At 45.8% G+C, this 25133-nt stretch carries 21 protein-coding genes and 2 pseudogenes; 11 read left to right on the forward strand and 12 right to left on the reverse strand.

Going from position 1 to position 25133, the window contains the following annotated elements; translation table 11 throughout:
• Positions 1-1320 precede the first annotated feature (1320 nt).
• Positions 1321-1956, forward strand: a complete 636-nt coding sequence (locus DK423_RS07440; protein ID WP_005557743.1) for a TfoX/Sxy family DNA transformation protein — start codon at positions 1321-1323, stop codon at positions 1954-1956.
• Between the two features lie 65 nt (positions 1957-2021).
• Here the strand turns inward: DK423_RS07440 and rpoH are convergent, their stop codons facing one another.
• The 4 genes from rpoH to narQ form a co-directional block, all read right to left on the reverse strand.
• Positions 2022-2870, reverse strand: coding sequence for an RNA polymerase sigma factor RpoH (gene rpoH, locus DK423_RS07445; protein WP_061886295.1), 849 nt, complete (start codon positions 2868-2870; stop codon positions 2022-2024).
• A 184-nt stretch (positions 2871-3054) separates the two neighbouring features.
• Positions 3055-3369 carry a DUF2322 family protein gene (locus tag DK423_RS07450; protein WP_005557746.1) on the reverse strand — a complete coding sequence of 105 codons (315 nt, stop codon included), beginning with the start codon at positions 3367-3369 and terminating at the stop codon, positions 3055-3057.
• Between the two features lie 14 nt (positions 3370-3383).
• On the reverse strand, positions 3384-4409 hold the full coding sequence (murB, locus tag DK423_RS07455) for a UDP-N-acetylmuramate dehydrogenase (protein WP_005557747.1): 1026 nt from the start codon (positions 4407-4409) through the stop codon (positions 3384-3386).
• Between the two features lie 14 nt (positions 4410-4423).
• Positions 4424-6127: a nitrate/nitrite two-component system sensor histidine kinase NarQ gene (gene narQ / locus DK423_RS07460; RefSeq protein WP_005557748.1), complete on the reverse strand. Its 1704-nt coding sequence runs from the start codon at positions 6125-6127 to the stop codon at positions 4424-4426.
• A 275-nt stretch (positions 6128-6402) separates the two neighbouring features.
• Between narQ and DK423_RS07465 the strand changes: the two genes are divergently transcribed.
• The 6 genes from DK423_RS07465 to DK423_RS07490 all read left to right on the forward strand — a co-directional run bounded on the left by DK423_RS07465 (position 6403) and on the right by DK423_RS07490 (position 12114).
• Positions 6403-6687, forward strand: a complete 285-nt coding sequence (locus DK423_RS07465) for a chaperone NapD (RefSeq protein WP_061885865.1) — start codon at positions 6403-6405, stop codon at positions 6685-6687.
• 35 nt (positions 6688-6722) lie between these two features.
• Positions 6723-9209: a nitrate reductase catalytic subunit NapA gene (gene napA / locus DK423_RS07470; protein ID WP_005557751.1), complete on the forward strand. Its 2487-nt coding sequence runs from the start codon at positions 6723-6725 to the stop codon at positions 9207-9209.
• Between the two features lie 72 nt (positions 9210-9281).
• Positions 9282-10097 (forward strand): ferredoxin-type protein NapG, encoded by an 816-nt coding sequence (gene napG / locus DK423_RS07475; protein ID WP_109043936.1) that lies wholly within the window; start codon positions 9282-9284, stop codon positions 10095-10097.
• Positions 10097-10978, forward strand: coding sequence for a quinol dehydrogenase ferredoxin subunit NapH (gene napH / locus DK423_RS07480; RefSeq protein WP_005557754.1), 882 nt, complete (start codon positions 10097-10099; stop codon positions 10976-10978). Before napG ends, napH begins: the two co-directional genes overlap by 1 nt.
• Positions 10979-11015: 37 nt before the next feature.
• The gene (locus DK423_RS07485) at positions 11016-11465 is read left to right on the forward strand and encodes a nitrate reductase cytochrome c-type subunit (RefSeq protein ID WP_005557755.1); all 450 of its coding nucleotides are present in this window, start codon (positions 11016-11018) and stop codon (positions 11463-11465) included.
• Positions 11466-11478: 13 nt separating this feature from the next.
• Positions 11479-12114 carry a cytochrome c3 family protein gene (locus tag DK423_RS07490; protein ID WP_005557756.1) on the forward strand — a complete coding sequence of 212 codons (636 nt, stop codon included), beginning with the start codon at positions 11479-11481 and terminating at the stop codon, positions 12112-12114.
• Positions 12115-12199: 85 nt separating this feature from the next.
• Here the strand turns inward: DK423_RS07490 and gss are convergent.
• The 4 genes and pseudogenes from gss to rfaD form a co-directional block, all read right to left on the reverse strand.
• Positions 12200-14093: pseudogene (gss, locus tag DK423_RS07495) on the reverse strand (bifunctional glutathionylspermidine amidase/synthase).
• 117 nt (positions 14094-14210) lie between these two features.
• The gene (gene waaF / locus DK423_RS07500; protein WP_061886977.1) at positions 14211-15254 is read right to left on the reverse strand and encodes a lipopolysaccharide heptosyltransferase II; all 1044 of its coding nucleotides are present in this window, start codon (positions 15252-15254) and stop codon (positions 14211-14213) included.
• 19 nt (positions 15255-15273) lie between these two features.
• Positions 15274-16401 (reverse strand): DUF4172 domain-containing protein, encoded by a 1128-nt coding sequence (locus DK423_RS07505; protein WP_005557759.1) that lies wholly within the window; start codon positions 16399-16401, stop codon positions 15274-15276.
• A gap of 170 nt (positions 16402-16571) precedes the next feature.
• Positions 16572-17498 (reverse strand): ADP-glyceromanno-heptose 6-epimerase, encoded by a 927-nt coding sequence (gene rfaD, locus DK423_RS07510; protein WP_005557760.1) that lies wholly within the window; start codon positions 17496-17498, stop codon positions 16572-16574.
• A 279-nt stretch (positions 17499-17777) separates the two neighbouring features.
• On the opposite strand from rfaD, the gene DK423_RS07515 reads away from it, so the two are divergent.
• Positions 17778-18554 carry a hypothetical protein gene (locus DK423_RS07515; RefSeq protein WP_061886978.1) on the forward strand — a complete coding sequence of 259 codons (777 nt, stop codon included), beginning with the start codon at positions 17778-17780 and terminating at the stop codon, positions 18552-18554.
• A gap of 26 nt (positions 18555-18580) precedes the next feature.
• Positions 18581-20395: an NAD nucleotidase gene (gene nadN, locus DK423_RS07520; protein WP_005557763.1), complete on the forward strand. Its 1815-nt coding sequence runs from the start codon at positions 18581-18583 to the stop codon at positions 20393-20395.
• Positions 20396-20446: 51 nt separating this feature from the next.
• Here the strand turns inward: nadN and DK423_RS11665 are convergent.
• The 4 genes and pseudogenes from DK423_RS11665 to polA all read right to left on the reverse strand — a co-directional run.
• Positions 20447-20491 (reverse strand): annotated as a pseudogene (locus DK423_RS11665) (hypothetical protein); the annotation flags it as partial.
• A 10-nt stretch (positions 20492-20501) separates the two neighbouring features.
• Positions 20502-20825, reverse strand: a complete 324-nt coding sequence (locus DK423_RS07530) for an IS630 transposase-related protein (RefSeq protein WP_005557764.1) — start codon at positions 20823-20825, stop codon at positions 20502-20504.
• 56 nt (positions 20826-20881) lie between these two features.
• The gene (locus tag DK423_RS07535) at positions 20882-21199 is read right to left on the reverse strand and encodes a cupin domain-containing protein (protein ID WP_109043937.1); all 318 of its coding nucleotides are present in this window, start codon (positions 21197-21199) and stop codon (positions 20882-20884) included.
• 14 nt (positions 21200-21213) lie between these two features.
• Positions 21214-24015: a DNA polymerase I gene (gene polA / locus DK423_RS07540; protein WP_061886979.1), complete on the reverse strand. Its 2802-nt coding sequence runs from the start codon at positions 24013-24015 to the stop codon at positions 21214-21216.
• Positions 24016-24229: 214 nt separating this feature from the next.
• Here polA and DK423_RS07545 point away from each other — a divergent pair, with 214 nt between their 5' ends.
• Together DK423_RS07545 and DK423_RS07550 are read left to right on the forward strand one after the other, a co-directional pair.
• Positions 24230-24793, forward strand: a complete 564-nt coding sequence (locus DK423_RS07545; protein WP_005557768.1) for a porin family protein — start codon at positions 24230-24232, stop codon at positions 24791-24793.
• A gap of 102 nt (positions 24794-24895) precedes the next feature.
• A complete protein-coding gene (locus DK423_RS07550; protein WP_005557771.1) occupies positions 24896-25126 on the forward strand; it encodes a YceK/YidQ family lipoprotein in 231 nt (76 codons plus the stop codon).
• Positions 25127-25133 lie beyond the last annotated feature (7 nt).

Below are 25133 nucleotides of genomic sequence, written 5' to 3' on the forward strand. Positions count from 1 at the left end.
GCCGTACGGTAGGCGCCGGCGTGGTAGCTAAAATTATCAAATAATTGATAAGACAAACCAAAATAAAACTGAAAAGGTGTATCGAAAGATACGCCTTTTTGTTTATGAAATCTTTAATAAATACTATGCTGCACTTCCTTGTTAATCCGTTATACACGACTAATTTTTGTTTTAATTCTATTAAATAATGACTAAAGCCGATTTATCGTATTTTTCAATGCCTGAATCTGTATATTGTTCAGACGTGAATAATATCCATATTGTAACGGTCTAACTTTCAGCAACACCTCAAGCCTGATAAACCAATCATTAGTTAAATTAATTAAGTTAATGTGCAGGCAAAAACCGGAGGTAGGCAGGTGACATTATTTATGCATAGCTATGCTGACTGTATTTTAGCCATAGTCATTGACTTTTACTCCTGTCAAATTGTGGATTGGCGCTGTTCCGCTGAGATCCATATAGCATTGAGTAAACAGGCGTTAGGTTCGGAGATTCACTGTAGACAACCGAAGCGGCTTCAGCCTTAGGCAATTTATCACTAATGATGTTTGAAGCGAAAAAATGTTTTTAAAATAAATTTATCTTTGTTATATTGTGGAAGCCTAAACTATTACAATAACGAAAAGTAACATTATAACTTGGTAACTAAACTTGCTAAAATCCGCCCTCTAGCTCTGGGTGCTAGCCGACTTTCTCGGTTTTTCAAAAAAATCACAGGGGAGACCAGATTATCTACATTACTGCCTTAGAGTTAATATTTAGAGCACAAAACTACTGAATATTTAGTTAACTAATTTAAAATAAAAGCGAAAAGTTTTTAGTGTGTGTTTTAACGGAGATTCAAAGTTGAAGTTTAAAAAGCTTTTTATTGCTTACATAGATGGTTTGAAAGGTTTTTCTAAGGCGATTAATGTTAGATAATCACTTAATAGCGATGATTTATTGTGTGATCAGAAAACATAATTGTATTTCCGATAGATGAGCCCGTCTTCAATACCATTTAGCTAGGGATTAAAGAGGCACCAAAGAAATTAATAATGTTGATTCAAAACCAGAAACCAGCGATGAATCAATTTATGATTGATTTTCGAAGTTGAGGTGAGAGTTGCACAGAATTTGAGATAAGGACAAATGATTTACGCTATATCTGCAGGTGTTATTCTTTGACAGTTTTAGTTCAAAAGAACGTTTTTTCAGTAAAATTTTCCAATTCCTCGATCAAGATCACAAATTTAACATTAAAATAACAATATTTTCTTCATATAAATTTAATTTATGATATAAATACAATTAAATAACAACCTGAAGGACTTAATTATGACAACTGTATCTCAAAGACTCAAGAACGAATTCAAACAACTAGTAGATGGTGAAATCAGTATTAAAAATTTATTCACCGGACATGGTATATTTCATTCAGGAATAATGTTTGCACTTCATCAAAACGATAGCATTTTCTTGCATGCTGAAGATGAGTTAGTCCCTTACTTAGAAAGTTTAGGTGCTGTAGCTTATTCAATTGATCCCAATAATACGAATAAACTGGCACTTCATCGTTACTATCAACTTCCTCATTCTATTCGTAAAAATAAGCCGTTATTTGAAAAAACCGTTAAATTGTCTATTCAACAGGCAAAATTTAAGAAAGTTGCTGAAGATTTGACGAAAAAAGAGCGAATTAAAGAATTAGCCAATTTTTCCATTAAGCATGAAAGATTGCTGGCTAAAATTAATATTCATACGGTAAGTGAATTTCAGAAGGTCGGCGCAATACATAGCTATGTTAGGTTAAAGAAGCTGGGTGTTTCTGCCAATGTAGAATTGTTATGGACTTTATGCGCCGCATTAAAAAATAAGCATGCTTCATTGCTTACGGAAAAAGAAAAATCGGCAATTTTGACCAAATTAAATGTTTTACTTGTAGCAAACGGTTTACGGAAAGTAAAGGCTTAAGAATCGCAAAAAGAAAAAAACCGCTCCATTGAGCGTTTTTTCATTTATAGCACACCTAAAACACTTTAGAAAACCACCGCACTTTTGAGTTTTTTCAGGGCGTTGATTTCCAGCTGACGAACACGTTCAGCGGAGATGTTGTATTTCGCCGCCAAATCCTGCAACGTGGCTTTGGTTTCGTCCAACCAGCGGGCTTTGATAATGTCTTGGCTACGTGCATCAAGATTATCTAACGCAACGGCAAGCTGATCGGTGGCTTGTGCTTCGTAGTTTTCGTTTTCCAATTCGGCGGCAAAGTTAGAACTTTTATCTTCCAAATACAATGCCGGTGCATAGGTTTCTTCGTCATGTTCACCGCCGGGCAGGTCGAATGCCACATCGGCACCGGTCATGCGTGACTCCATTTCCATGACATCTTGCGGCGATACGCCGAGTTCGTTGGCGACCATGTCCACTTCGTTTTCGTTGAACCAGCCTAAGCGCTGTTTGGTTTTGCGTAGGTTGAAGAACAATTTGCGTTGCGCCTTGGTGGTGGCGACTTTAACAATACGCCAGTTGCGCAACACATACTCGTGAATTTCCGCTTTGATCCAGTGCACAGCGAAGGAAACCAAACGTACACCCACTTCCGGGTTGAAGCGTTTTACCGCTTTCATTAAGCCGATATTACCTTCCTGGATTAAATCCGCTTGCGGCAAGCCGTAACCGGAATAACCGCGCGCGACGTGAATCACAAAGCGCAAATGAGACAACACTAATTTTTTTGCCGCTTCAATATCTTCTTTGTAATACAAACGCTCCGCCAATTCCTTTTCTTCTTCGGCGGTCAGCATCGGGTATTCATTTGCCGCACGAATATAAGCTTCTAAACTGCCTTGCGGAACGAGCATCATTGTTTGAGTTTCTTTATCCATTATCTTCCTTCTTCTTTGTTAACCACCGAATCAAAGAATTCAATGCAATATAATTTGTATTAAGTTAATCGGTTTTGGCGATTGGATTCTAACTTTTTGCAGGCTATTTGACTATATTGTGTGAAAAAAGTTTCTTTATTTTACAAAATAACCCGCATAAGAAAACAAAAATTTTATCCTGAAATTATTCTGTTAGCGGTTTGATTTGATAGGCCAAATCCTGTTCAATTACGTGTAACAGCAAATCAATATTCGGATGTTTGCCGGGATTTTGGCGCGCATCTTCCGTGTGTTCGGCGAATAACTGCAAGCCTTTTTGGGCGGAAGTGCGGTCTAAATTTCCGTTAAATGCGACGGCGAGCGCATTGTAAACCCGTAATGAACCTAATTTCCCGGCAACGGCAGGAATCTCATGAACCAATGTGCCGTTATGTAAAATATGGATGCCGCTTAAATGCTCGATAGCGGGCAATGTCGCTAAAATTTCATTAAAATTCATCTTGTTCCTTTATATTAACTGATCGCCAGTTGGCTATCCACTTCGCCGTGTTTGCCGATAAAACGTACTTCGGGCTGTAAACGGACATCAAAGCGAAGGGCAACCAATTGATAAATGTGATGCGCTAATTCTACCACATCGGACGCGGTGGCGTTGCCTTTGTTAATAATCACCAACGCCTGTTGTTGGTGTACCGCCGCGCCGCCGATTTGATAGCCTTTCAAGCCGCATTGATCGATGAGCCAGCCAGCGGCTAATTTTACGCTGCCGTCCGCTTGCGGGAAATTCGGTATGGCGGGGTACTCTTCTTGTAAGCGGGCAAACTGTTGGGCGGCAACGACGGGGTTTTTGAAGAAGCTGCCCGCGTTGCCGAATTGTTTCGGATCGGGCAATTTGCTTTGACGCACGGCACAAACCTCGGCAAAAACGTCCGCAGAACTGACCGCACTTTTGTCTAAATTTACCAAGTTGCCGTATTTCAACACCGGTTTCCAGTTTTTCGCCAGTTTTAAACCGATCGCCGTCACCACATAACCTTGCGCGTATTTGTGTTTAAACACGCTTTCACGATAACCGAATTCGCATTCTTCGCAACTCAAACGGAATTGTTCTGCGGACGTGAGATCGAGCACTTCCACATAATCGCACACATCTTTAAATTCCACGCCATAGGCGCCGATATTTTGAATCGGCGCGGAACCGGCACAGCCCGGGATCAGGGCAAGATTTTCCAAGCCGTAAAAGCCTTGTTCAATGCTCCATTGCACCAAATCATGCCACACTTCGCCGCCATTCACATGTAAATAATGAAAGCGGTCGTCTTCCTTATGCGCAATACCACGCAGGCGATTAATCAGCACGGCGCCGGCAAAATCCTCCACAAACAGCACGTTGCTGCCTTGCCCTAAAAAAAGCACCGGCAGATTTTCCCGTTGGCATTCCTCCCACACCTGTTTAAGCTGAGGAACGGAGGTGATTTCAATCAGTTTTTGGGCTTGCGCCGGAATAGAAAAGGTATGGAACGGTTGTAAATTCTGCATGGCTTTCCTCTGAATTAAGATAATGTGTGTGCTAAAGTCACTTTCACTTCCGTGCCGCCGTCGGTGCGGTTAGTGATAGTCAGTTTGGCGTTGAGCTGTGCGCTACGCTCATGCATGATGTTGAGCCCGTAATGCCCGTCCGGTTCTTCCAGGCTTGGAATGCCGATACCGTTATCGCGCACGATCAGTTCATGTTCGCCGTCTTCATTGGTGTGGGCAATGACTTCAATGAGCGTGCCTTGTGAATGCTTAATAGCATTTAACACCGCTTCACGTACAATTTGCAAGGCGTTGACCAGTTGTTGTGCGTTAAAACTTTGCGACGGTAAAGAACAATCCACGCTCATTTGAATATCCGTTTGATTACGTAAGGAATCAATCACCTGCTCCAACGCCAGTTTCAAATTAGCCTCTTGCACGGTTAAGCGGAAGGTCGCCAACAGTTCGCGCAATTGGCTGTAACCGTCGCTGAGCGCCTGCTCAAACTGCTTAATAATCGACAAACTTTTTTGTTTGGAATCCGTTTCGTCTTTATTTAAATTGTGTTTCAACAAGGTCAGCTGAATTTGTAAAAACGCCAACACTTGCGCTAAAGAGTCATGTAATTCGCGGGCGATAATGGAACGCTCTTCCATCAACAATAGCTGTTCTTGTTGGCGTTGCGTGCGTTGGAAATACAACGAGCGGCTGAGCATTTGCGCCACATTTTGCATCGTGCGCAAATCCGGGCACGGCAACCCCGCCTGCCAACGCAACACGGCGAGGCTTTCCCCTTCAATATTCATTTCCGTTTGTTGCGATTCCAGCCGATCATCTTTCACGCCCAAGCACATATTCCAATGCGGGGCATCCAACACATTCAGTTCCAAATAACGTAAATGTTCACTAATCATGACATTTTGCAGCACCAGTTGCAAAATTTTGCCGTCGATTTTATTGGTCGTCACAAGTTGGGAGCAGTGATATAAGGTCGTTAAAGAGCGGTTAGTTTGTTGTAACTTTTGCGTTTTTTCATTTACCGTGGCTTCCAAACCGGAATACAGTTTACCCAGCTCCGATGACATTTTGGTGAAGGTGCGCGCTAAATGCCCCAGTTCGTCCTCTTTACGCACATCCAGCAGAATATGCTTGAATTGCCCCATTTGCACCTGCGTACTGGCGCGGGTGAGTTGCTCCAACGGGCGCACTACGGCTTTTCGGGTGTACCAATTCACATAAGACACCATGATCACAATAAGCAGCATGGAAAAAATAATTATGCACAACGCCCAAATCCATTTTTCTTCCGCCGAATGTTGCAGGGTAAAAACAAATTGATCCACTTGTGCCACATAATTGGCGATATTTTTTTTGTATTCGGTGAAATTCTGTTCCCGTGCCAAACGTTCCATCACTTCCCAGCGTTTAATCAAATTGTGATAGGAATCTTTTACATCCTGCGAAGCAAAAGACTGATAGTTAATTTCCACCAGGGATTTTGAATGCAAACTCACGCGATATTGGCGCAGGCTACTTTCCACCATTTGCGGTTCATGTTCGATTTCATAAAGTAGGCGATAACTTTGCATACGCAACGAACCGGACACGTTAATGGCTTCCGCGTAGGATTTATTGCCCGCCATCAGCGCCAGACTTAATGCGCCGATAATGCCGACAAAGATAATAATCACAATAAGATAGTTGGCAATGCGGGTGGAAACGGAATGTTTAATTTTCAAAATAAAAAGCCTTGGTGGAAAACGTGTCGTTAGTGTAACAAAAAAGTGCGGTGGTTTTTACCGGCGTTTTATCAAACGGCATTTTTTCATGCCTGAATGCTTAAATTTGATCTAAAACAAATTACGGTGGGAATCCACCTAAAATACTCATTTGTAGTGATATTAATTCATTCGCAACAAATTAATATGCGGGATCTACAAAAAGATTAATTGGTAAAGACAAATAATAACGCCGAGGGCTAACGGCGCGATAAAAATACATTATCCGAAAGAATATGAATAAAACAGACATTTTAACCATGGAAGACGCTAAAGACTGGCATGTTGTCGGTTTGGTGGTGCAAGGCAAGCCGCAAAAAATACCGGCAATTCGCACCGCACTTTTAGCCATTCCACATACAGAAGTCCCGACCTTTGATGAAAAAATCGGCAAGATCGTGGCGGTAATGCAATCTCATGATCAGCATATTTTGTTGAAGAACATGGAGTCGGTAAAAGAGATTGACGGTGTGATTACCGTGTCGCTGATTTATCATCAACAGGACGAACAGCCCGAATAATCAAAAACAGATATAAAAATAGTGGGGGAAACGCTATGAATTTAAGTCGTCGAGACTTTATGAAAGCCAATGCGGCGATGGCAGCCGCAACGGCAGCCGGGTTAAGCATTCCGGTAAAAAATGTTGAAGCCGCGGAATCCGAAATTAAATGGGATAAAGCGGTTTGCCGTTTCTGCGGTACCGGCTGTGCGGTATTGGTGGGCACGAAAGACGGTCGCGTCGTGGCGTCACAAGGCGATCCTGATGCGGAAGTCAACCGTGGCTTGAACTGTATTAAAGGCTACTTCTTACCGAAAATCATGTATGGTAAAGACCGTTTAACGCAGCCGATGTTGCGCATGAAAGACGGCAAATACGATAAAAACGGTGATTTCACCCCGGTGAGCTGGGACGTAGCGTTTAAAACCATGGCGGAAAAATTTAAAGCCGCAGTGAAAGAACTAGGCCCGAACGGCGTGGGGATGTTCAGTTCCGGACAAACCACCATTTTTGAAGGCTATGCCAAATCCAAATTATGGAAAGCCGGTTTCCGTTCCAACAACATCGACCCTAACGCCCGTCACTGTATGGCGTCTGCGGCGGTTGCCTTTATGCGTACTTTCGGCATGGACGAACCGATGGGCTGTTATAACGACATCGAACAAGCAGAAGCCTTCGTACTTTGGGGTTCTAACATGGCGGAAATGCACCCGATTTTGTGGTCCCGTATTACCGATCGTCGCTTATCCAACCCGGACGTGAAAGTCGCCGTGCTTTCTACTTTTGAACACCGTAGTTTTGAATTGGCGGATTACAGCCTTATTTTCAAACCGCATACCGACTTGGTGATTTTAAACTACATCATCAATTATCTGATCCAAAACGATGCCATTAACTGGGATTTCGTCAATAAACACACCAAATTCAAACGCGGCGAAACCGACATCGGTTATGGTTTGCGTCCTGAAAATCCGTTGGAACAAAAAGCGAAAAACGTGAAAACGGCAGGCAAAATGCATGACAGTAATTTCGATGAATTAAAAGCCTTAGTCGCCGAATATACGTTAGACAAAGCCCATGAAATGTCCGGCGTGCCGAAAGATGTGTTGGAAAGTCTGGCAAAATTATATGCTGATCCGAAGAAAAAAGTGGTGTCTTACTGGACCATGGGCTTTAACCAACACACCCGCGGCGTGTGGGCGAACCATCTCATTTATAACATCCATTTATTGACCGGTAAAATTTCCATTCCGGGCTGCGGTCCGTTCTCGTTAACCGGTCAACCGTCCGCTTGCGGTACGGCGCGCGAAGTAGGGACATTTATCCACCGTTTACCGGCGGACTTAGTGGTTACCAATCCGAAACACCGTGAGAAAGCGGAGCAAATCTGGAAATTGCCTGCCGGTGTGATTAGCGATGTTCTTGGTTTCCATGCGGTCGCCCAAAGCCGTGCATTAAAAGATGGCAAAATGCGCGTGTTGTGGCAAATGTGTACCAACAATATGCAGGGCGGTCCGAATATTAACAAAGAAACCTTCCCGGGCTGGCGTAATCCGGACAACTTTATTGTAGTGTCCGATCCGTACCCGACCGTGTCCTGTTTAGCCGCCGATTTGATGTTGCCAACGGCAATGTGGGTGGAAAAAGAAGGCGCTTACGGTAACGCGGAACGTCGTACCCAATTCTGGCGTCAACAAGTGAAAGCGCCGGGCGAGGCAAAATCGGACGTATGGCAATTGGTGGAGTTCTCCAAATATTTCACCACGGACGAAATGTGGCCGACGGAAATTCTGGATAAAAATCCGGAATACAAAGGCAAAACCTTATATGAAGTACTGTATCGCAACGGTCAAGTGGATAAATTCCCGTTAACCGAGCTTGCGGAAGGTCAGTTAAATGACGAATCACATCACTTCGGTTTCTACTTGCACAAAGGCTTATTTGAAGAATACGCCACCTTCGGTCGCGGTCACGGACATGACTTGGCGCCGTTCGATACCTACCACAAAGCACGCGGTTTACGCTGGCCGGTGGTGGATGGCAAAGAAACCTTATGGCGTTATCGCGAAGGCTACGACCCGTATGTCAAAGAAGGGGAAGGCGTGGCGTTCTATGGCTATCCGGATAAGAAAGCGATTATTCTTGCCGTGCCTTATGAGCCGCCGGCGGAATCACCGGATGAAGAATACGATTTATGGTTATGTACCGGTCGTGTGCTGGAACACTGGCACACCGGCACCATGACCCGCCGCGTACCGGAATTACACCGTTCCTTCCCGAACAATCTGGTTTGGATGCATCCGACAGACGCGCAGAAACGCGGGTTACGTCATGGCGATAAAGTCAAAGTCGCTTCACGCCGAGGGGAAATTATTTCGTTCTTAGATACCCGCGGACGTAATAAGGTGCCGGAAGGTTTGGTTTATACAACCTTCTTTGATGCCGGTCAGTTGGCGAACAAATTAACCTTGGACGCGACCGATCCGATTTCTAAAGAAACCGACTTCAAAAAATGCGCGGTGAAAGTGGAAAAAGCGGCTTAAAAAACGTGGTAAAAAACCACCGCACTTTTGTGTTTTCCAAGCAGAAAAGTGCGGCCAGAAAATCAAAAGAAAATGCAAAAACCGACTGTAACGCCCGAGCGCCGTAAATTTCTCAAAGACGCCACCCGCACTGCGGGCGGGTTCGTTGGGCTCGGCTTGCTACTTGGTTTACAGCAAAAACAAAGCTTAGCGCGCGAAGGCGTGGCATTGCGCCCACCGTTCGCCATTGAAGATGACGAGAAATTTTCCGCCGCCTGTATTCGTTGCGGTCAGTGCGTACAAGCTTGCCCTTACGATATGTTGCATTTGGCATCGTTGTTATCACCGATGGAAGCAGGGACGCCGTATTTTATCGCGCGGGATAAACCGTGCGAAATGTGTCCGGATATTCCTTGCGCCCATGCGTGCCCAAGCGGTGCGTTAGATCGTGAGGCGCAGGATATTAATCAATCCCGTATGGGGCTGGCGGTGTTGCTGGATCACGAAACCTGCCTGAACTGGCAGGGCTTGCGTTGCGACGTATGTTATCGGGTTTGCCCGTTAATTGATAAAGCCATTACGTTGGAAAGCCACCGTAATGAGCGCACCGGCAAGCACGCGGTGTTTATTCCGACGGTGCATTCCGATGCCTGTACCGGTTGTGGCAAATGCGAACAGGCGTGCGTCCTGGAAGAGGCGGCAATCAAAGTGTTGCCGATACATTTGGCGAAAGGCATGTTAGGCAAACATTATCGTTTGGGCTGGGAAGAAAAAGCAAAAGCGGGACATTCTCTTGCGCCGAAGGATTTGATTTCGATGCCGACCCGTATGCCGGAAGCCTCAATGCCGGCAATGGGCGTAGAAGACATTCCGGAGCCGATTCCGGCACCGACGTTGGGAGGCAAATAATGGCGAACGTACCAAAATTTGCAGGCAAAGAAGCGCGGGAAAAACTGGGCTGGTGGCACGCCAATCGTTTCTTATTCTGGCGCAGGCTCACCCAATTAAGCATCCTGATGATGTTCTTAAGCGGGCCGTACTTTGATGTGTGGATTTTAAAAGGGAATTACAGCGGAAGTCTGCTTTTCGATGTGATTCCGTTAAGCGATCCGTTAATTACCTTAGAAAGTCTTTCCACCGGGCATTTACCCGGCTCGCTGACCCTCATCGGCGCGTTAATTATCTTCGCTCTCTATGCCCTGTTAGGCAGCAAAGTCTTCTGCGGTTGGGTGTGCCCACTGAATGTGGTCACCGATTGTGCCGCTTGGATTCGCCGTAAACTGGGGATTCGTCAAACGGCAAAAATTCCGCGTGGTTTACGCTATGCCATTTTGCTGATGATTTTAGTCGGCAGTGCGGTCAGCGGTTTGTTGTTGTGGGAATGGGTTAATCCGGTGGCAGCCTTAGGGCGCGCTTTAATTTATAGCTTTGGGGCGACGGCATGGCTGGTTTTGGCGGTTTTTCTGTTTGATTTATTTATTGTTGAACACGGTTGGTGCGGGCATTTGTGTCCTATTGGCGCAACCTATGGCGTCATTGGTGCGAAAAGTCTGATTCGGGTCAAAGTGATTGATCGGGCAAGATGCGATAATTGCATGGATTGCTACAACGTTTGCCCGGAACCGCAAGTGTTGCGTTCACCATTACACGGAAAAAATAACGAAAGTCGGTTAGTGCTTTCGCAAGATTGTATCAGTTGCGGGCGTTGCATTGATGTCTGCGCTGAAAACGTATTTACCTTTAGCCATCGGTTTAATAACGACATTCCTATCGTCAGGTTAAACCAATAAAAACAAAAAAATTCCATCATTCGGGGGAGTGATTAAAATGACTAGAAACAACTTCTTTGCTTTTAGCGGTGTACTATTCACGGCACTGTTCGCTACGTCCGTTATGGCGCAACAGCCGACGGAAGACGCCGATGACTTTTTCAATAATTCACCGGAAAGTGTTTCTCCGGCATTTCACAATGCGCCGAAACAAAGTGAACTGCCTGCTTTAAACTATGTGAATCAACCGCCGATGGTGCCGCATAGTGTGAAAAATTATCAGGTCACCAAAAACGTGAACCAATGCTTAAACTGCCATAGCGTTGAAGCGTCCCGCGTGACCGGGGCGACCCGTATCAGCCCGACGCACTTTATGGATCGTGACGGCAATCTCGGCTCCAGTTCCTCTCCGCGTCGTTATTTCTGCTTACAATGCCATGTTTCTCAATCCGATGTTGAGCCAATCGTGCCAAACGAATTCAAACCGATGAAAGGTTACGGACAGTAATGAAGAGGTGGTTATGTCAGCGAAGAAACCTAATTTTTTAGTGCGATTCTGGCGTTGGTTCAGATCGCCTAGCCGTATCGCGGTAGGCACGATTATCGTCTTATCCTTCATCGGCGGTATTTTATCCTGGGTCGGTTTTAACTACGGTTTGGAACAAACCAACACCGAGCAATTCTGTGCCGGCTGTCACATGAACGATGCGTACCCGGAATATTTACACAGCGTGCATTATCAAACCCGCACCGGTGTGGGCGCCAGCTGTCCGGATTGCCACGTTCCGCACGAATTCGGACCGAAAATGTGGCGTAAAATAGTGGCGGCAAAAGAGGTGTATGCCCATTACATGGGATTAACCGACACACTGGAAAAATTCAACGCCCGTCGTCCGCACATGGCGGAAAACGAATGGGAGCGTATGAAAGCCAACGATTCCCAGGAATGTCGTAACTGCCACAAAATGGATCGTATGGACTTCTCCCAACAAAAAACCGTGGCGCAAAAAATGCATAAATTGGCGCAGGAAAACGGTAAAACCTGTATCGATTGCCATAAAGGTATTGCCCATAACCTGCCGGATATGAGCCAGGTTGCGCCGGGTTGGTTGCAAGATGCGGAAGTGAAACCGGCAGAACAGAAAGACAAAAAATAAGTAGGTAAAAAACGTTGTGTTTTTTGACCGCACTTTTTAATGAAATAGGCACCTTCAAGGTGCCTATTTTGATTCCGGCTTGAGACTATTTTGCCTTTTGCGTAAACACCTTGTCGCTCAATATGCGCAACGGTTGCATATCACTGTCGCCCACAATCACACGGGTCGGGTCGGAGCGCAAGCAACTGCCGGCATAATGCCCGCCTACAGTAAACGTACACACCTGCACATATTGATCTTCCACTTTCGGCAAACACCATAATTGTTGATAAATGTTTTCTTGTTTAGCAAAACGCCCGTTGGTGCTATCCAGGACAGTTTTGCATTCACCGATAAGTTTTGTTATCGCCACGGCGACCGGCAATAGGTTTTTGCGCATAGCCGTTGGCAATGAGGTTCGGTGTAAGCTCAAAACCGGCTTCCAGCAAATAACGGTGATTCGGGAACAGCGACCACAACACCGGAAAAATCGCTTTATTGCTCGGGATTGCCGTCCATAAAGGCTCATACACCAATACTTCCGGGCGAAGTAACACGTCAATCAACCGCACTTTATCCTCCGGATAACCGGTGCGAATCGGCGGCGCCACCTCACGCCCTGTGGCATCTTCGCGTAATTGTTCCAGCACGGTTTCCCACGCCCAGGTTTTCCACACGCTTTGCACCCGCTGATTTTCGTTGTCCAATAATTGCCCGCGCGTATCCCAATGCAACCCTTCGGTGCCGTGAATAATCTTGGTGTTAAAACCCGCCTGCGTCAGTGCATTACGCATAAATAAGGCGTGATATTCCTCTTCTGCATCGTGATCCTGCATAATGTGTACCAACGGCGTGGCGTGGCTGTGTTTCCAGCTATCCGCCAAAGCGTTGCGCAAGCCCTCGCCGGGGTCATGCCCGGCGGTCAGGCCCGCCTGCGTCGCCCAATGGGGTAAAATCGCTCCGGCTTCTGCATGGCAGGAAGCGGAATCAGCGTTGTATTCATAAACTTTCAAGCCCCGTTCATCCAGACAAAAATCCATTCTGCCGGTAATGGTTTGATAACGACGATTTTGCCAGGATAAACGTAAACGCGGCCAAAGCAGTTTAGGAATATTGAAATATTGCAATAACTTATCGTCTTTCAACACGTTGTCGGTGGCATGCAAATACATCAAATGTAGCTCGTTAGTGGCGCGAATCAGCTCATGTTGTGCGCTTTCGGAAAGAGCAAAATAACGATATTGATCGCCATGATTGATGATATGCCCTTTCATTGCCTTTACGTAAGCCGCCTCCAGCGGTTTGTCTTCATGTAGCCAATTGGCGGCGAATTGTCCCCGATTTTCAATATGTTCGGCGTGAATGGCGAGTTTCTCCGGCGCGGGCATGGGTTGCGGCAGACTGAATTCTTCGTTGTCCGTTTGAATCATCCAGCCGAGAATTTCCGTGTCATCAAAGGTGTCCTGCAGACGATATCCCTCTGCCGTGACCGTCATCGGTAGCTCACGGGTCCATTGCTGACCGCTCGGCAGGCGGGAATGAATCACATTTTGCTCGGCAATACGCACGCTGCCCGCCAGCACTTCGGTAATCACCGCCACATGCCCAGTGTGCTTAAATTCACCGCCCTCCTGCCAAATGAGCAACGCCCCGCATTCCGGCGCCCGCTTGCCGCCGTTGGCGAAGGCTTGCAACGGCAACAGAGCGTCGTTCACCACTTGGCGCAGAAAGCGTAAGGAAAAGATTTCGTATGCCATGCCCACATCGGTGAACACCATGCCGTAGTTGAGATAAAGATAACGTCGGGCGAATTCCACACACTGCCATTTGTAGCCCATGTATTCGCCGCCGAGGTAGCTACGAAAGGCGGCATCGTCAGGGTATTCCTGCGCATACGCCGTGTTGTAATCTGAAGAATAGATGGCAACACCGCCGGGCGCATAACCCAACAAGCTGCCGAAAGGATCATGTGTCGTGATATTAGGTGAGCGATCCGCTATAACAACTCCGAAAAAGTAAATCAGGGCAATAGTATAGATCTTTTAACCCATTGCCCCCAAAGGGTTTAATGCGAAATTCAAGGAAAAAAATGACCGCACTTTTGTGCGGCCAGGCGGTTATTGATTGAGTAATCCCATTAGCTTTTCAAACACCATGTTCGGTGTAATGTCGATCAAACTTTGATGATAGCCTTCCGCGCTGTCGGTGCTTTTGCGCACTTTAATCAAATCCCCTTCTATTAACCGAATGATTCCGGCGTTGTCCGATAACGGGGGGGTGTAAGCCGGGCTGGTCGGGCCGTAAAGCGCCACTAACGGGCGAGCGGTCGCGGCGGCAATGTGCATTAAACCGCTGTCGTTGCTGACGACGGCGGTACAGTTGGCGATTAAATCCACCGCCTGATTGAGATTGGTTTGCCCCGCCAGGTTCAAACAGAAAGATTGCAGTTCGGCAGGCAAGGCGTTGCGGATTTGTTCGCCGGCGTCCACATCTTTCGGTGAGCCGAAAAGTTCCACCGCATAACCTTTTTCAATGAGCATCCGCGCGAGTTCGGCATAATGATAATGCGGCCAACGCTTCGCCGGACCGAATTCTGCGCCGGGGCAAAAACCGACAATCGGGCGTCCGCCTAAAAGTGCGGTCTGTTTTTCAAACGTTTTTAAGGTCGCCGCCTGCTGGCTCGGTTCGACGGTTAAATAAGGCTTCAGCACCGGGATTTCGTCCGCGTTCGGCACGGCATTTTTTTCAAACGCCAACGCCACATAACGCTGCACCATCATGGGGTAATCCCGTTTGTTGTGGCGTAAGTCATTGAGCAGCCAATAACGGCTTTCCCCTTTCCAACCGCGACGCACGGCAATTTTCGCAAACAACGGAATAAACGCCGATTTCAGCGAGTTCGGCAGCACAATCGCCATATCGTATTGATTACGCAACACCTTACCCAAACGATAACGCTCACACAACGCAAATTTCCCGTGCCCGAGGGGCATCTCAATGGCATTCCGCACTTCCGGCATACGTGCCAGCAACGGCTTGCACCAATTGGGCGCCATTACATCGATTTGGCAATGGGGATATTGCAATTTGAGCTGTTGATACAAACTGTGCGACATCATCATATCGCCGACCCAAGAGGGGCCGATAATTAGGATATTCATTTTCTCACCTTAAGTGATTTTAAATTTGTGATAAATGCGGGGGCGTCAATTCATAATGAATGCTCCGTCCGCCTTCTTCTGCGCGTTTTAATATATTTTTTGCGACTAAATCCGTGAGATCCCGCAAGGCAGTGTCCCGCGACACTTTGGTTAAGGCGGCATATTTTTTATTGCTGAGCTTGCCCTCAAATCCGTCCAACATAAGATTGAGGACTTTGATTTGACGTTCATTGAGCGAAAACCGACGCCAGGATTGCCAGTATCGGGTTTTCAGCAAAACTTTATCCAAAGTTTCCTGCGCCTGCTTCATGGCGTTGATTAAACAGGTTAAAAACCACATCAGCCATTGGGTTAAGTCGATTTCGCCCTTCTGAGTTTGCTCTAAAATCACATAATAATCCGACCGCACTTTTTGGATTTGTGCGGACAGGCTGTAAAACCGTTGCGGGTTTCCGTCGGCTTTGGCAAGCAAATAATCCGCAATGGCACGTGCAATACGGCCATTACCGTCTTCAAAAGGATGCAGGGTTAAAAACCAGAGATGGGCGATGCCGGTTTTGATAAAAGGATCAAGCGCTTGGTTCGAATCATTCAGCCAGGTCAGAAATAGCATTAATTCCCTTTCAAGTCGCTCTGCCGGCGGTGCCTGAAAATGAATTTTTTGTCTCCCGATTCTCCCTGAAACCACCTGCATTGCGCCGTTGCTATCATCACGCAACTGTGCTGTCCGAATTTTCATCATTCCGCTATAACCGCTTGGGAAGAGTGCGGCATGCCAGCCGAATAATCGCTCTAGGGTAAGCGGGCTATCAAACTGTTCGGTAGCGTTTAATGTCATTTCCACGACGCCTTCGACGGCGCGATCCGTTGCGGTTAAGCCGCCGATATCCATACCCAAACGGCGTGCCAGGGAAGAACGCACGGACTGTGCATTGAGCATTTCGCCTTCGATTTCACTACTTTTAAGAACGCTGCTGGTTAATGCCTGAAGGCAGATTTGTTCGCGCTCACCTAAACCGATGTCCAACAGCCGTCCGAGCAATAACCCCTGTTGATAATGGGCTTGGTTTAACAGTGGCAGTAATTGCGGCAGGTCATAGTCCCATTGTCGCCAATTGGCGTGTTGCCAAATATATTGTTGTTCCATGCCGCAATTACCTTTACTATTCGCCTTAAAATATAAGGCAAATAATATAATTATTTGCCTTATTTGTCATTGCTATTTTCAAAAGTGCGGTTAAAAAACACGATGGATTTTAACCGCACTTATACGCTGTTTTCCGTTTGAATTTCTTTGCTAAAACAGATGCTTTCGTTCTATTTACGATTCAACCACGCCATATATTCCGCGACGCCTTCCGCCACGGTTTTGAACGGTTTGTCGTAGCCGGTGGCACGGAGTTTGGTTAAGTCCGCTTGGGTGTATTCCTGGTAGCGGGATTTTAAATGTTCCGGGAACGGGATGGTTTCCACTTCGCCTTTGTTGTGGAATTTGATGACCGCTTTCGCCACTTCGGCGAAGGATTCGGCGCTGCCGGTGCCACAGTTGAAAATGCCGGAAACTTTGTTTTGCCAGCACCAGATGTTCACTGCCGCCACGTCGCCCACATAGACGAAATCACGGCGGAAATGCTCGCTGCCGGCGAACAGTTTTGGGTTTTCGCCTTTCAGGATTTGGTTGTTTAAGTGGAACGCTACGCTTGCCATAGAGCCTTTGTGACCTTCGCGCGGACCGTACACGTTGAAATAACGGAAACCGCACACCGGCGATTGCGCTTCCGGCAAAATGGCGCGTACATATTGATCGAATAGGAATTTGGAATAGCCGTACACATTTAACGGGCCTTCAAACTCGCGTTCTTCGCGGAATTCGGTTTTGTCGCCGTAGGTGGCGGCACTGGAGGCGTAGAGGAACGGAATTTGGCGATCCAGGCAGTAATGTAGTAACTCTTTGGAATATTCGTAGTTGTTGTGCATGATGTATTTGCCGTCCCATTCGGTGGTGGCAGAGCATGCGCCTTCGTGGAAGACCGCCTCAATGTCGCCCAAATCGTCACCGGCGATAATGGAGGCGATGAAGTCTTCTTTGTCGCAATAGTCGGCGATGTCTAAATCCACTAAGTTGACGAATTTGGTGCCGTCTTTTAAGTTATCCACCACTAAAATATCTTTGCGTCCCATGTCGTTTAATGCTTTGACGATGTTACTGCCGATAAAGCCCGCGCCGCCTGTTACGATAATCATAGTTCTGTCCTTTTGCTAGATGTGAAAATTGCTGTTCATTGTAATAGATTTGCCCGCCGAGGTAAAAGTGCGGTTAAAAATTAATGAGTTTGGAATGCCATATATTATGTTAAAACCTATCTCTATATTTTAATAAAATGAATTTATATTGTAATAATTTCCTATCATCACTTTGAAACTACAACAAAAATACACTATTTTGTGCTAAGCTGATTCCTTTGAGATATAATAGCAGCCAAGATATTACTCTGAACATGTTGTTAAAACGTGAGGTTCAAGATGAAAAAAAAGATTCATTCAGTGTTATTTTTGCTTACATATTTTTTTAGTATTCAAGGACAAACCATGCAAAACATCGAACACACCGGTCAAAATCAGTCGAACCAATCCATACAGGATGTAAAACAGCAATTAGCCGCTGCACTTGCCCGACAAGAACAAAAACAAATTATCGTTTTACAAAAAAAGTTAACGTCTTTGTCCTCCTTATCCCCACAACGTCTTGCGCAACAAATTCGGACTACCGAAAAAATTCTGACCCGGATTTTTAAAACAGAGAAAAATCTGACACCCAAATTTATTGATTACCTGTATTTTGAGCCAATTGAAACGACTGATGATACCTTAATGCAGGAAATGAAAAAAAATCTTTTGATCTCTTTCTTGGCAAATGAACGCGCTCAAATCTATATTAAAGACATGCCAAACGCCAATCAATTTGTTCAGCTTTTAACAGAAAAAGGAGCAAAGACTGCGCAAATATCCGTACTGGCAGAACCTGTTAAAACCATTTTCCGGCGAATCCGCGAACAAATGCACCAGGATTTTCCTAATAAAAAACAGTTTACTATCACTGAAAATCGAGTAAGTGTTATTGCCCCTTCTTCCGTTATTAAGCCACGCCTTGCCTTGGCAGCTGCAATTTTTGATCAGCAGTTTAAAGGGGTTGAAGTTGATGATTTTTCTTACTTGGATCAACCGCGTGAAAATTTGCAACACAATAATGATACAACCCGTTATAAAACCTTTCAGGCAATGTTGGAAGGCTTAGAATAAGCTATTTAACAATCATAGGAGTTCTTATGTTTACACTTAAAAAAAAACTTACTCATATTCTTAGTACTACGTTTGTATTTTGTTCAACCTCCGGTTTGGCGGCAAATCCGCCGGAAGATAACCACAAAGCTGTTGAATTGAGTATTCTGCATATTAATGATCATCATTCCTATTTGGAGCCCCACGAAGCCCGCATTTTATTAAATGGTAAAGAAACGAAAGTAAATATTGGCGGTTTTTCCGCAGTTAACAGCAAGCTTAATGAATTACGCAAAAAATATAAAAACCCGCTAGTATTACACGCAGGCGATGCTATTACAGGAACACTTTATTTTACTCTTTTTGGCGGTTCGGCCGATGCAGCGGTGATGAATGCAGGTAATTTTCATTATTTTACACTGGGTAATCATGAGTTTGATGCAGGAAATGAAGGTTTATTAAAATTACTTGAACCACTAAAAATCCCTGTTTTATCTGCTAATGTCATTCCTGATAAAGGTTCTATTTTGTACAATAAATGGAAACCTTATGATATTTTCTCGGTGAATGGAGAAAAAATCGGCATTATTGGGTTAGATACGGTAAATAAAACCGTTAATTCATCTTCCCCCGGGAAAGATGTTAAATTTTATGATGAAATTGCAACAGCCCAAATTATGGCGAATGCTTTAAAAGCACAGGGTGTTAACAAAATTATCTTACTTTCCCATGCAGGCAGTGGAAAGAACATAGAAATTGCGCAAAAAGTGAATGATATTGATATTATTGTTACCGGAGATTCCCACTATTTATATGGTAATGACGAATTACGTGGATTGAAATTACCGGTGGTATATGAATATCCCTTAGAATTTAAAAGCCCGAATGGTGAGCCTGTCTTTGTGATGGAAGCTTGGGCTTATTCCGCCGTAGTGGGCGATTTAGGCGTGAAATTCAGCAAAGATGGGATCGCTTCCATAATCCGAAAAACTCCACATGTATTAATGAGCACAAATAAATTAAAAGTTAAAAACAGTGACGGTAATTGGCAGGAACTTAGTGGAGAAGAACGTCAAAAAGCAATTCAAAGTTTACAAAAGATGAAAAGCGTTTCATTGGATTATCATGATAAAAAAACGGATAAACTGATTAGCAAATATCGATATGAAAAGGATCAACTGGCAAAAGAAGTCATCGGTTCAATTGTTGGACAAGCAATGCCGGGCGGTTCGGATAATCGCATTCCGAATAAAGCGGGTTCTAACCCTGAAGGTTCGGTTGCGACCCGTTTTGTGGCAGAAACAATGTACAACGAATTAAAAAATGTAGATCTGGTTATTCAAAATGCCGGAGGTGTGCGTTCAGATATTTTACCTGGTGACGTCACCTTCAATGATGCCTATACCTTTTTACCATTTGGTAATACTTTATTTACTTATAAAATGGAAGGTTCATTGATTAAACAGGCTTTGGAAGATGCTCTGCAATTTGCGTTAGTTGATGGTTCTACCGGTGGTTTCCCTTACGGGGCGGGTGTTCGTTATGAAGCCAATGAAACGCCAAATGCCGATGGTAAACGCTTAGTAAGCGTCGAGGTCTTCAATAAACAAACGCAACAATGGGAAAATATTGACGATAATAAACGTTATCTAGTGGGAACCAATTCCTATATTGCCAGCGGTAAAGACGGATATAAAACCTTTGGTCATCTTTTCAATGATCCGAAATACGAAGGTACAGACACCTATCTTCCGGATGCAGAAAGCTTCATTAAATTCATGAAGAAAAACCCACGTTTTGAAGCCTTCAAAACATCAAATGTAAAATTAAATGTCGTTAGTGAAGCCTTACCTAAAAAATAACAAAAAAGTTGACCGCACTTTGATCCGCCCCCCAAAAGTTGGACAGGTTAGCTAACTTAAGTATTGAGCTCGGTATTGTACCGGGCTCAATCCGTTTAAATCGAGTTTAGTTCGTTTTTGGTTGCCCCAATTCCACTAACTTTTTTAGATAATCAATCTCCGCTTTTTCAAGGGCGGGTTCTTGTTTCAATTTTTTCAAGGCTAGTGGTGAAAAGTCGGTTGTTTCAGCTGCTTCAATCTGCGTTTTTTTCATTTTGGGTTTAGTATAGAGCGATTTTACGCTATCAAGTCCTCTTTCACGAAAGGCTTTTAACCAATAAATGACTTGAGAATGAGGAATCTTATAAAGTTTAGCCACCTCATAAATACCAAAATCCTGTTCGGTGACCGGTTTGATAATTTTTAAACGAAATTGATAAGAGTAGGACATAACCAGCACCTTATAATTAGGTGTTCAGGTTTTGGGGTGCAGATCACTTTTTTTTATTAAACACTGCCCGTTTTTTCAACCACCAAAATCCGCGCTTCACCTTGCGGGTGGGCGACGTGCTCGGTGCTGATGCCGGCGTAGAAAATATCGCCGCTTTCCAGCAATACGCTTTTGGCTTCGCCGTGTTCTTTGTAGTGCATTTCCATCACGCCGTCCATCACGGCAGATACTTCCTCGCCGTCATTGATGTGCCATTTGTAAGGCTCGTCGGTCCAATGTAAACGTACGCTGATATCGTTCATTTCGGTAATGTCTAAACCGCCCCGGGTGCGGGCGGCGGTGGAGTCTGCGCTGCGAATGATTTTATGTGTCATATTTTCCCTTTAACTTAATGCGCTTCGTCCCAATTTTCACCCACGCCTACATCCACAATCAGCGGCACCACCAGCTCGGCGGCGGCTTCCATGTGTTGTTTGATGAGCCCGCTAAAAAACGCAATTTTTTCCGACCGCACTTCAAACACCAGTTCATCGTGCACCTGCATGATCATGTGAATGTCCGGGTCATCGCGGGTCAGTTCATCCAGTTTAATCATGGCGCGTTTGATGATGTCGGCAGCAGTGCCTTGCATCGGCGCGTTGATTGCCACCCGTTCCGCGCCTTTGCGACGCATGGCATTGGAGGAATTGATCTCCGGCAAATACAAACGGCGTCCGAACAAGGTTTCCACATAGCCCTGCGCTTTGGCTTTTTCGCGAATGTCATGTATGAAGGTTTGTACACTCGGATAGCGTTGGAAATATAAATCCATGTAGCGTTGCGCGTCGGCGCGGGAAATACCGAGCTGGCGGGAAAGACCGAAGGAAGACATGCCGTAAATCAAACCGAAGTTAATGGCTTTAGCGTTGCGGCGTTGTTCACTCGTGACCTGTTCCAGCGGCAAACCGAAAATTTCGGCGGCGGTGGAACGGTGAATGTCTTTGCCTTGTGCGAAGGCGTTGATCAAGCCTTGATCGTTGGACAAATGCGCCATAATGCGCAGCTCAATTTGAGAATAGTCGGCGGCGATGATTTTGTAGCCGTCACGCGCAATAAAGGCTTGGCGAATGCGGCGTCCTTCTTCGTTACGAATCGGAATGTTCTGTAAATTCGGATCGCTGGAAGAAAGCCGCCCTGTCGCCGTCACCGCCTGATGATAGGAGGTATGCACGCGTCCCGTTTGCGGGTTGACCATTTGCGGCAATTTATCGGTGTACGTGGATTTCAGTTTACTCAAGCCGCGATGTTCCACCAGCACTTTCGGCAATTCGTGGCTGTACGCCAGTTCTTCCAGCACTTCTTCATTGGTAGACGGCGCGCCTTTCGGGGTTTTTTGCAGCACAGGCAAGCCAAGCTTGTCGAACAAAATTTCCTGTAACTGCTTGGTGGACGCCAAATTGAACGGCTGTCCCGCCAAAGCGTGCGCCTGCATTTCAAGTGCGGTCAACCTTTCGGTAATTTCGTTGGATTGCAAAAACAGCGCGTCGGAATCAATCAGCACGCCGCAACGTTCCATGCGCGATAACACACCGAGTAATGGCAGCTCGATGGATTGATAAAGCGCCACCAAACCGGGTTGCGGCTGTAATTTTTGCCATAACACCTGTTGTAATTTCATGGTCACGTCGGCATCTTCCGCCGCGTATTCGCCCGCCTGTTCCAACGGAATTTGATTGAAGGTCAGCTGGTTTTTGCCTTTGCCGGCAATGTCTTCAAAGCCGATGGTTTGGTGTCCGAGATAGCGCTTCGCCAGGTCGTCCATATTGTGTCGACCGGTGCTGTCCAGGATGTAGGAAAGCAGCATGGTGTCAAATTCGATGCCCTGCAAATCAATGCCGTTGCGGGCGAAAATGGTCATGTCGAACTTGAGATTTTGCCCGATTTTGCCAATGTTCGGATTCTCCAGAATCGGTTTGATGGCAGAAAGTGCGGTGCTTTTTTCCAACGTTTTCGGTGCGCCGAGGTAATCCAAATGGAGCGGTAAATATGCCGCTTCGCCATTTTCCAAGGCAAAGGAAACGCCCACCAAATTGGCGGACATATAATCCAGCCCGTCGGTTTCCGTATCCACGGCGATGAGCTTGGCGGTGTTCAGTTTTTCCAGCCAACGCGCCAAATCGGCGTCGGTGAGAATGTTTTCGTAACGACTGCGATCAATGTGAAATTTAACGGCATTTTCGACCGCACTTTCATCAATTTTTGCCGCAGGCGTGGCTTGGTAGTGATTAATTTTGACGGGTTGCTCGGCGCGTTGCGTAACGGAATTGGTGCCGTTCATCACTTCCCCCAGCCAGCGTTTAAATTCATAACGCCCGAAATACGTGATTAAGGCGTCGTTATCGCTGTCACCGATGGTGAGTTCATGGGGGGAAAATGCCAGCGCCACATCGGTTTTAATGGTTGCCAGCGCGTAGGACAAATCCGCCATGGCTTTTTCGGCGAGTAATTTTTCGCCTAATTTTTTTGCGCCACGAATCGGCAGTTCGGCGACTTTCTCCAGATTGGCATAAATTTTCGCCATGCTGCCGATGCCCTGCAAAAGCCCAAGAGCGGTTTTTTCGCCCACGCCCGCCACGCCGGGAATGTTGTCGGAACTGTCGCCCATGAGCGCCAGATAATCAATAATCAATTCCGGCGGAATGCCGTATTTTTCAATCACGCCCGCACGATCCAGCAGACTGTTGTTCATGGTGTTAATCAACATAATGTTGTCGTCCACCAGCTGCGCCATGTCTTTGTCGCCGGTGCTGATGAGCACTTTTTGCCCGTTTTTCGACGCTTGACTTGCCAGCGTGCCGATCACATCGTCCGCCTCCACGCCTTCCACCACCAACAACGGAATGCCCAGCGCGCGGATCATGTCGTGCAAGGGTTGAATTTGTTTGCGCAAATCATCGGGCATAGGCGGGCGGTGGGATTTGTATTGCTCGAACATTTCATCGCGGAAGGTTTTGCCTTTGGCGTCGAACACCACCGCAATATGGCTCGGCTGTACCTGCGAAATCAGGCTTTTCAGCATATTCAGCACGCCGTACATGGCGCCCGTCGGCTCGCCGGCGGAATTGGTCAGCGGCGGGAACGCATGAAACGCGCGATATAAATAAGAAGAACCGTCCACCAGAACGAGGGGATTTGCAGCAATTTGGGCCATAATAATCTCATAATGTTGATGAATAATTGGCGCATTATAGCGAAAATCAGGGGGCGGCGCATGGAATAATACGGGCTTGATAACCGATTAAAATTACTGAAAAAACCACCGCACTTTCGCCCGTCGGATCCACAAAATCGGCAAAAGATCTTGATCCGACTAGCTAAAGTGCCTATACTCAAGCCGATTTTAATTAAATCTAACGAGGACTTTTATGAAAAAATTAACGCTTTTGGCGCTTAGCGCAGCTGTTCTTGTGTCAACCTCCGCGGTGGCATCCTCAGATTTTACCGGCTTTGGAATTGGTGTTGGTGTAGGCACAACCAAGTACAAAGACGCAAAACGTATCTCTAACGTTGATTTAATTGCCGATTATGGCATCGACTATGGTAACGATTTCGTCGGTATCATTGAAGGAAAATTGAAGTTAAACAAATCAACGTTACATGATAATAACGCTTCCGGCTACCGTGGCAAATTGAACGAAAAAGCACGTTTGGGCATCAGTTATTTACAAGGCTATCGCGTAACACCAAGCATCCTTCCTTATGCCAAGGTTGGGGTGCAAACGGCTAAATTTGAAAGCGAAGTCCGTACGCGCAACTACTCAGCTACGCATAGTGATACTAAAAACGGTATAGGTTTTGGTGCGGGTGTTAAGGTAAATCTGGTACCGGACTTTGAGCTAAGCTTGGAATATTTAAGGACTCATAACAAATTTGATGGTCAAAAGTTAAGAGGTAATGTATATAGCACCAATGCTACGTATCGTTTCTAAGCTGAATTCATCAAGACCATTGCGCTGCGGGCAACCTGCGGCGCAATATTTTTATGCGTCCCCTCCTGCTTTGTGCCGATTTGGTGTACAATCCGCCCGCTTATGAAACTTCAACCCGTAAAAACACTCTTTATTTCGACCGCACTTTTTGCTGCCGGAGGTTGCGGCACGGTGGTTAAACTTATCGATCCGACGGAGCCTTACGCTGCCTACGCCGGCACCAAGTACGATTTTGACATGGCGAAACGCTGGGGCTTACCGATTTTAGACCTGCCGCTGTCCTTTTTATTGGATACCGCGCTGTTGCCTTATGCCTGGTCGCAAAGCGAATAACCGACGA

The organism is Aggregatibacter actinomycetemcomitans, assembly GCF_003130205.1.
In the GTDB taxonomy this organism is placed as follows: Bacteria; Pseudomonadota; Gammaproteobacteria; order Enterobacterales; family Pasteurellaceae; genus Aggregatibacter; species Aggregatibacter actinomycetemcomitans_A.

Excerpts from the sequence above, each read along its gene's own strand:
- DK423_RS07440 (WP_005557743.1), top strand. The coding sequence starts at position 1,321 with ATGACAACTGTATCTCAAAGACTCAAGAACGAATTCAAACAACTAGTA.
- rpoH (WP_061886295.1), bottom strand. The coding sequence starts at position 2,870 with ATGGATAAAGAAACTCAAACAATGATGCTCGTTCCGCAAGGCAGTTTA.
- DK423_RS07450 (WP_005557746.1), bottom strand. The coding sequence starts at position 3,369 with ATGAATTTTAATGAAATTTTAGCGACATTGCCCGCTATCGAGCATTTA.
- murB (WP_005557747.1), bottom strand. The coding sequence starts at position 4,409 with ATGCAGAATTTACAACCGTTCCATACCTTTTCTATTCCGGCGCAAGCC.
- DK423_RS07465 (WP_061885865.1), top strand. The coding sequence starts at position 6,403 with ATGAATAAAACAGACATTTTAACCATGGAAGACGCTAAAGACTGGCAT.
- napA (WP_005557751.1), top strand. The coding sequence starts at position 6,723 with ATGAATTTAAGTCGTCGAGACTTTATGAAAGCCAATGCGGCGATGGCA.
- napG (WP_109043936.1), top strand. The coding sequence starts at position 9,282 with ATGCAAAAACCGACTGTAACGCCCGAGCGCCGTAAATTTCTCAAAGAC.
- napH (WP_005557754.1), top strand. The coding sequence starts at position 10,097 with ATGGCGAACGTACCAAAATTTGCAGGCAAAGAAGCGCGGGAAAAACTG.
- DK423_RS07485 (WP_005557755.1), top strand. The coding sequence starts at position 11,016 with ATGACTAGAAACAACTTCTTTGCTTTTAGCGGTGTACTATTCACGGCA.
- DK423_RS07490 (WP_005557756.1), top strand. The coding sequence starts at position 11,479 with ATGTCAGCGAAGAAACCTAATTTTTTAGTGCGATTCTGGCGTTGGTTC.
- waaF (WP_061886977.1), bottom strand. The coding sequence starts at position 15,254 with ATGAATATCCTAATTATCGGCCCCTCTTGGGTCGGCGATATGATGATG.
- DK423_RS07505 (WP_005557759.1), bottom strand. The coding sequence starts at position 16,401 with ATGGAACAACAATATATTTGGCAACACGCCAATTGGCGACAATGGGAC.
- rfaD (WP_005557760.1), bottom strand. The coding sequence starts at position 17,498 with ATGATTATCGTAACAGGCGGCGCGGGCTTTATCGGCAGTAACATCGTC.
- DK423_RS07515 (WP_061886978.1), top strand. The coding sequence starts at position 17,778 with ATGAAAAAAAAGATTCATTCAGTGTTATTTTTGCTTACATATTTTTTT.
- nadN (WP_005557763.1), top strand. The coding sequence starts at position 18,581 with ATGTTTACACTTAAAAAAAAACTTACTCATATTCTTAGTACTACGTTT.
- DK423_RS07530 (WP_005557764.1), bottom strand. The coding sequence starts at position 20,825 with ATGTCCTACTCTTATCAATTTCGTTTAAAAATTATCAAACCGGTCACC.
- DK423_RS07535 (WP_109043937.1), bottom strand. The coding sequence starts at position 21,199 with ATGACACATAAAATCATTCGCAGCGCAGACTCCACCGCCGCCCGCACC.
- polA (WP_061886979.1), bottom strand. The coding sequence starts at position 24,015 with ATGGCCCAAATTGCTGCAAATCCCCTCGTTCTGGTGGACGGTTCTTCT.
- DK423_RS07545 (WP_005557768.1), top strand. The coding sequence starts at position 24,230 with ATGAAAAAATTAACGCTTTTGGCGCTTAGCGCAGCTGTTCTTGTGTCA.
- DK423_RS07550 (WP_005557771.1), top strand. The coding sequence starts at position 24,896 with ATGAAACTTCAACCCGTAAAAACACTCTTTATTTCGACCGCACTTTTT.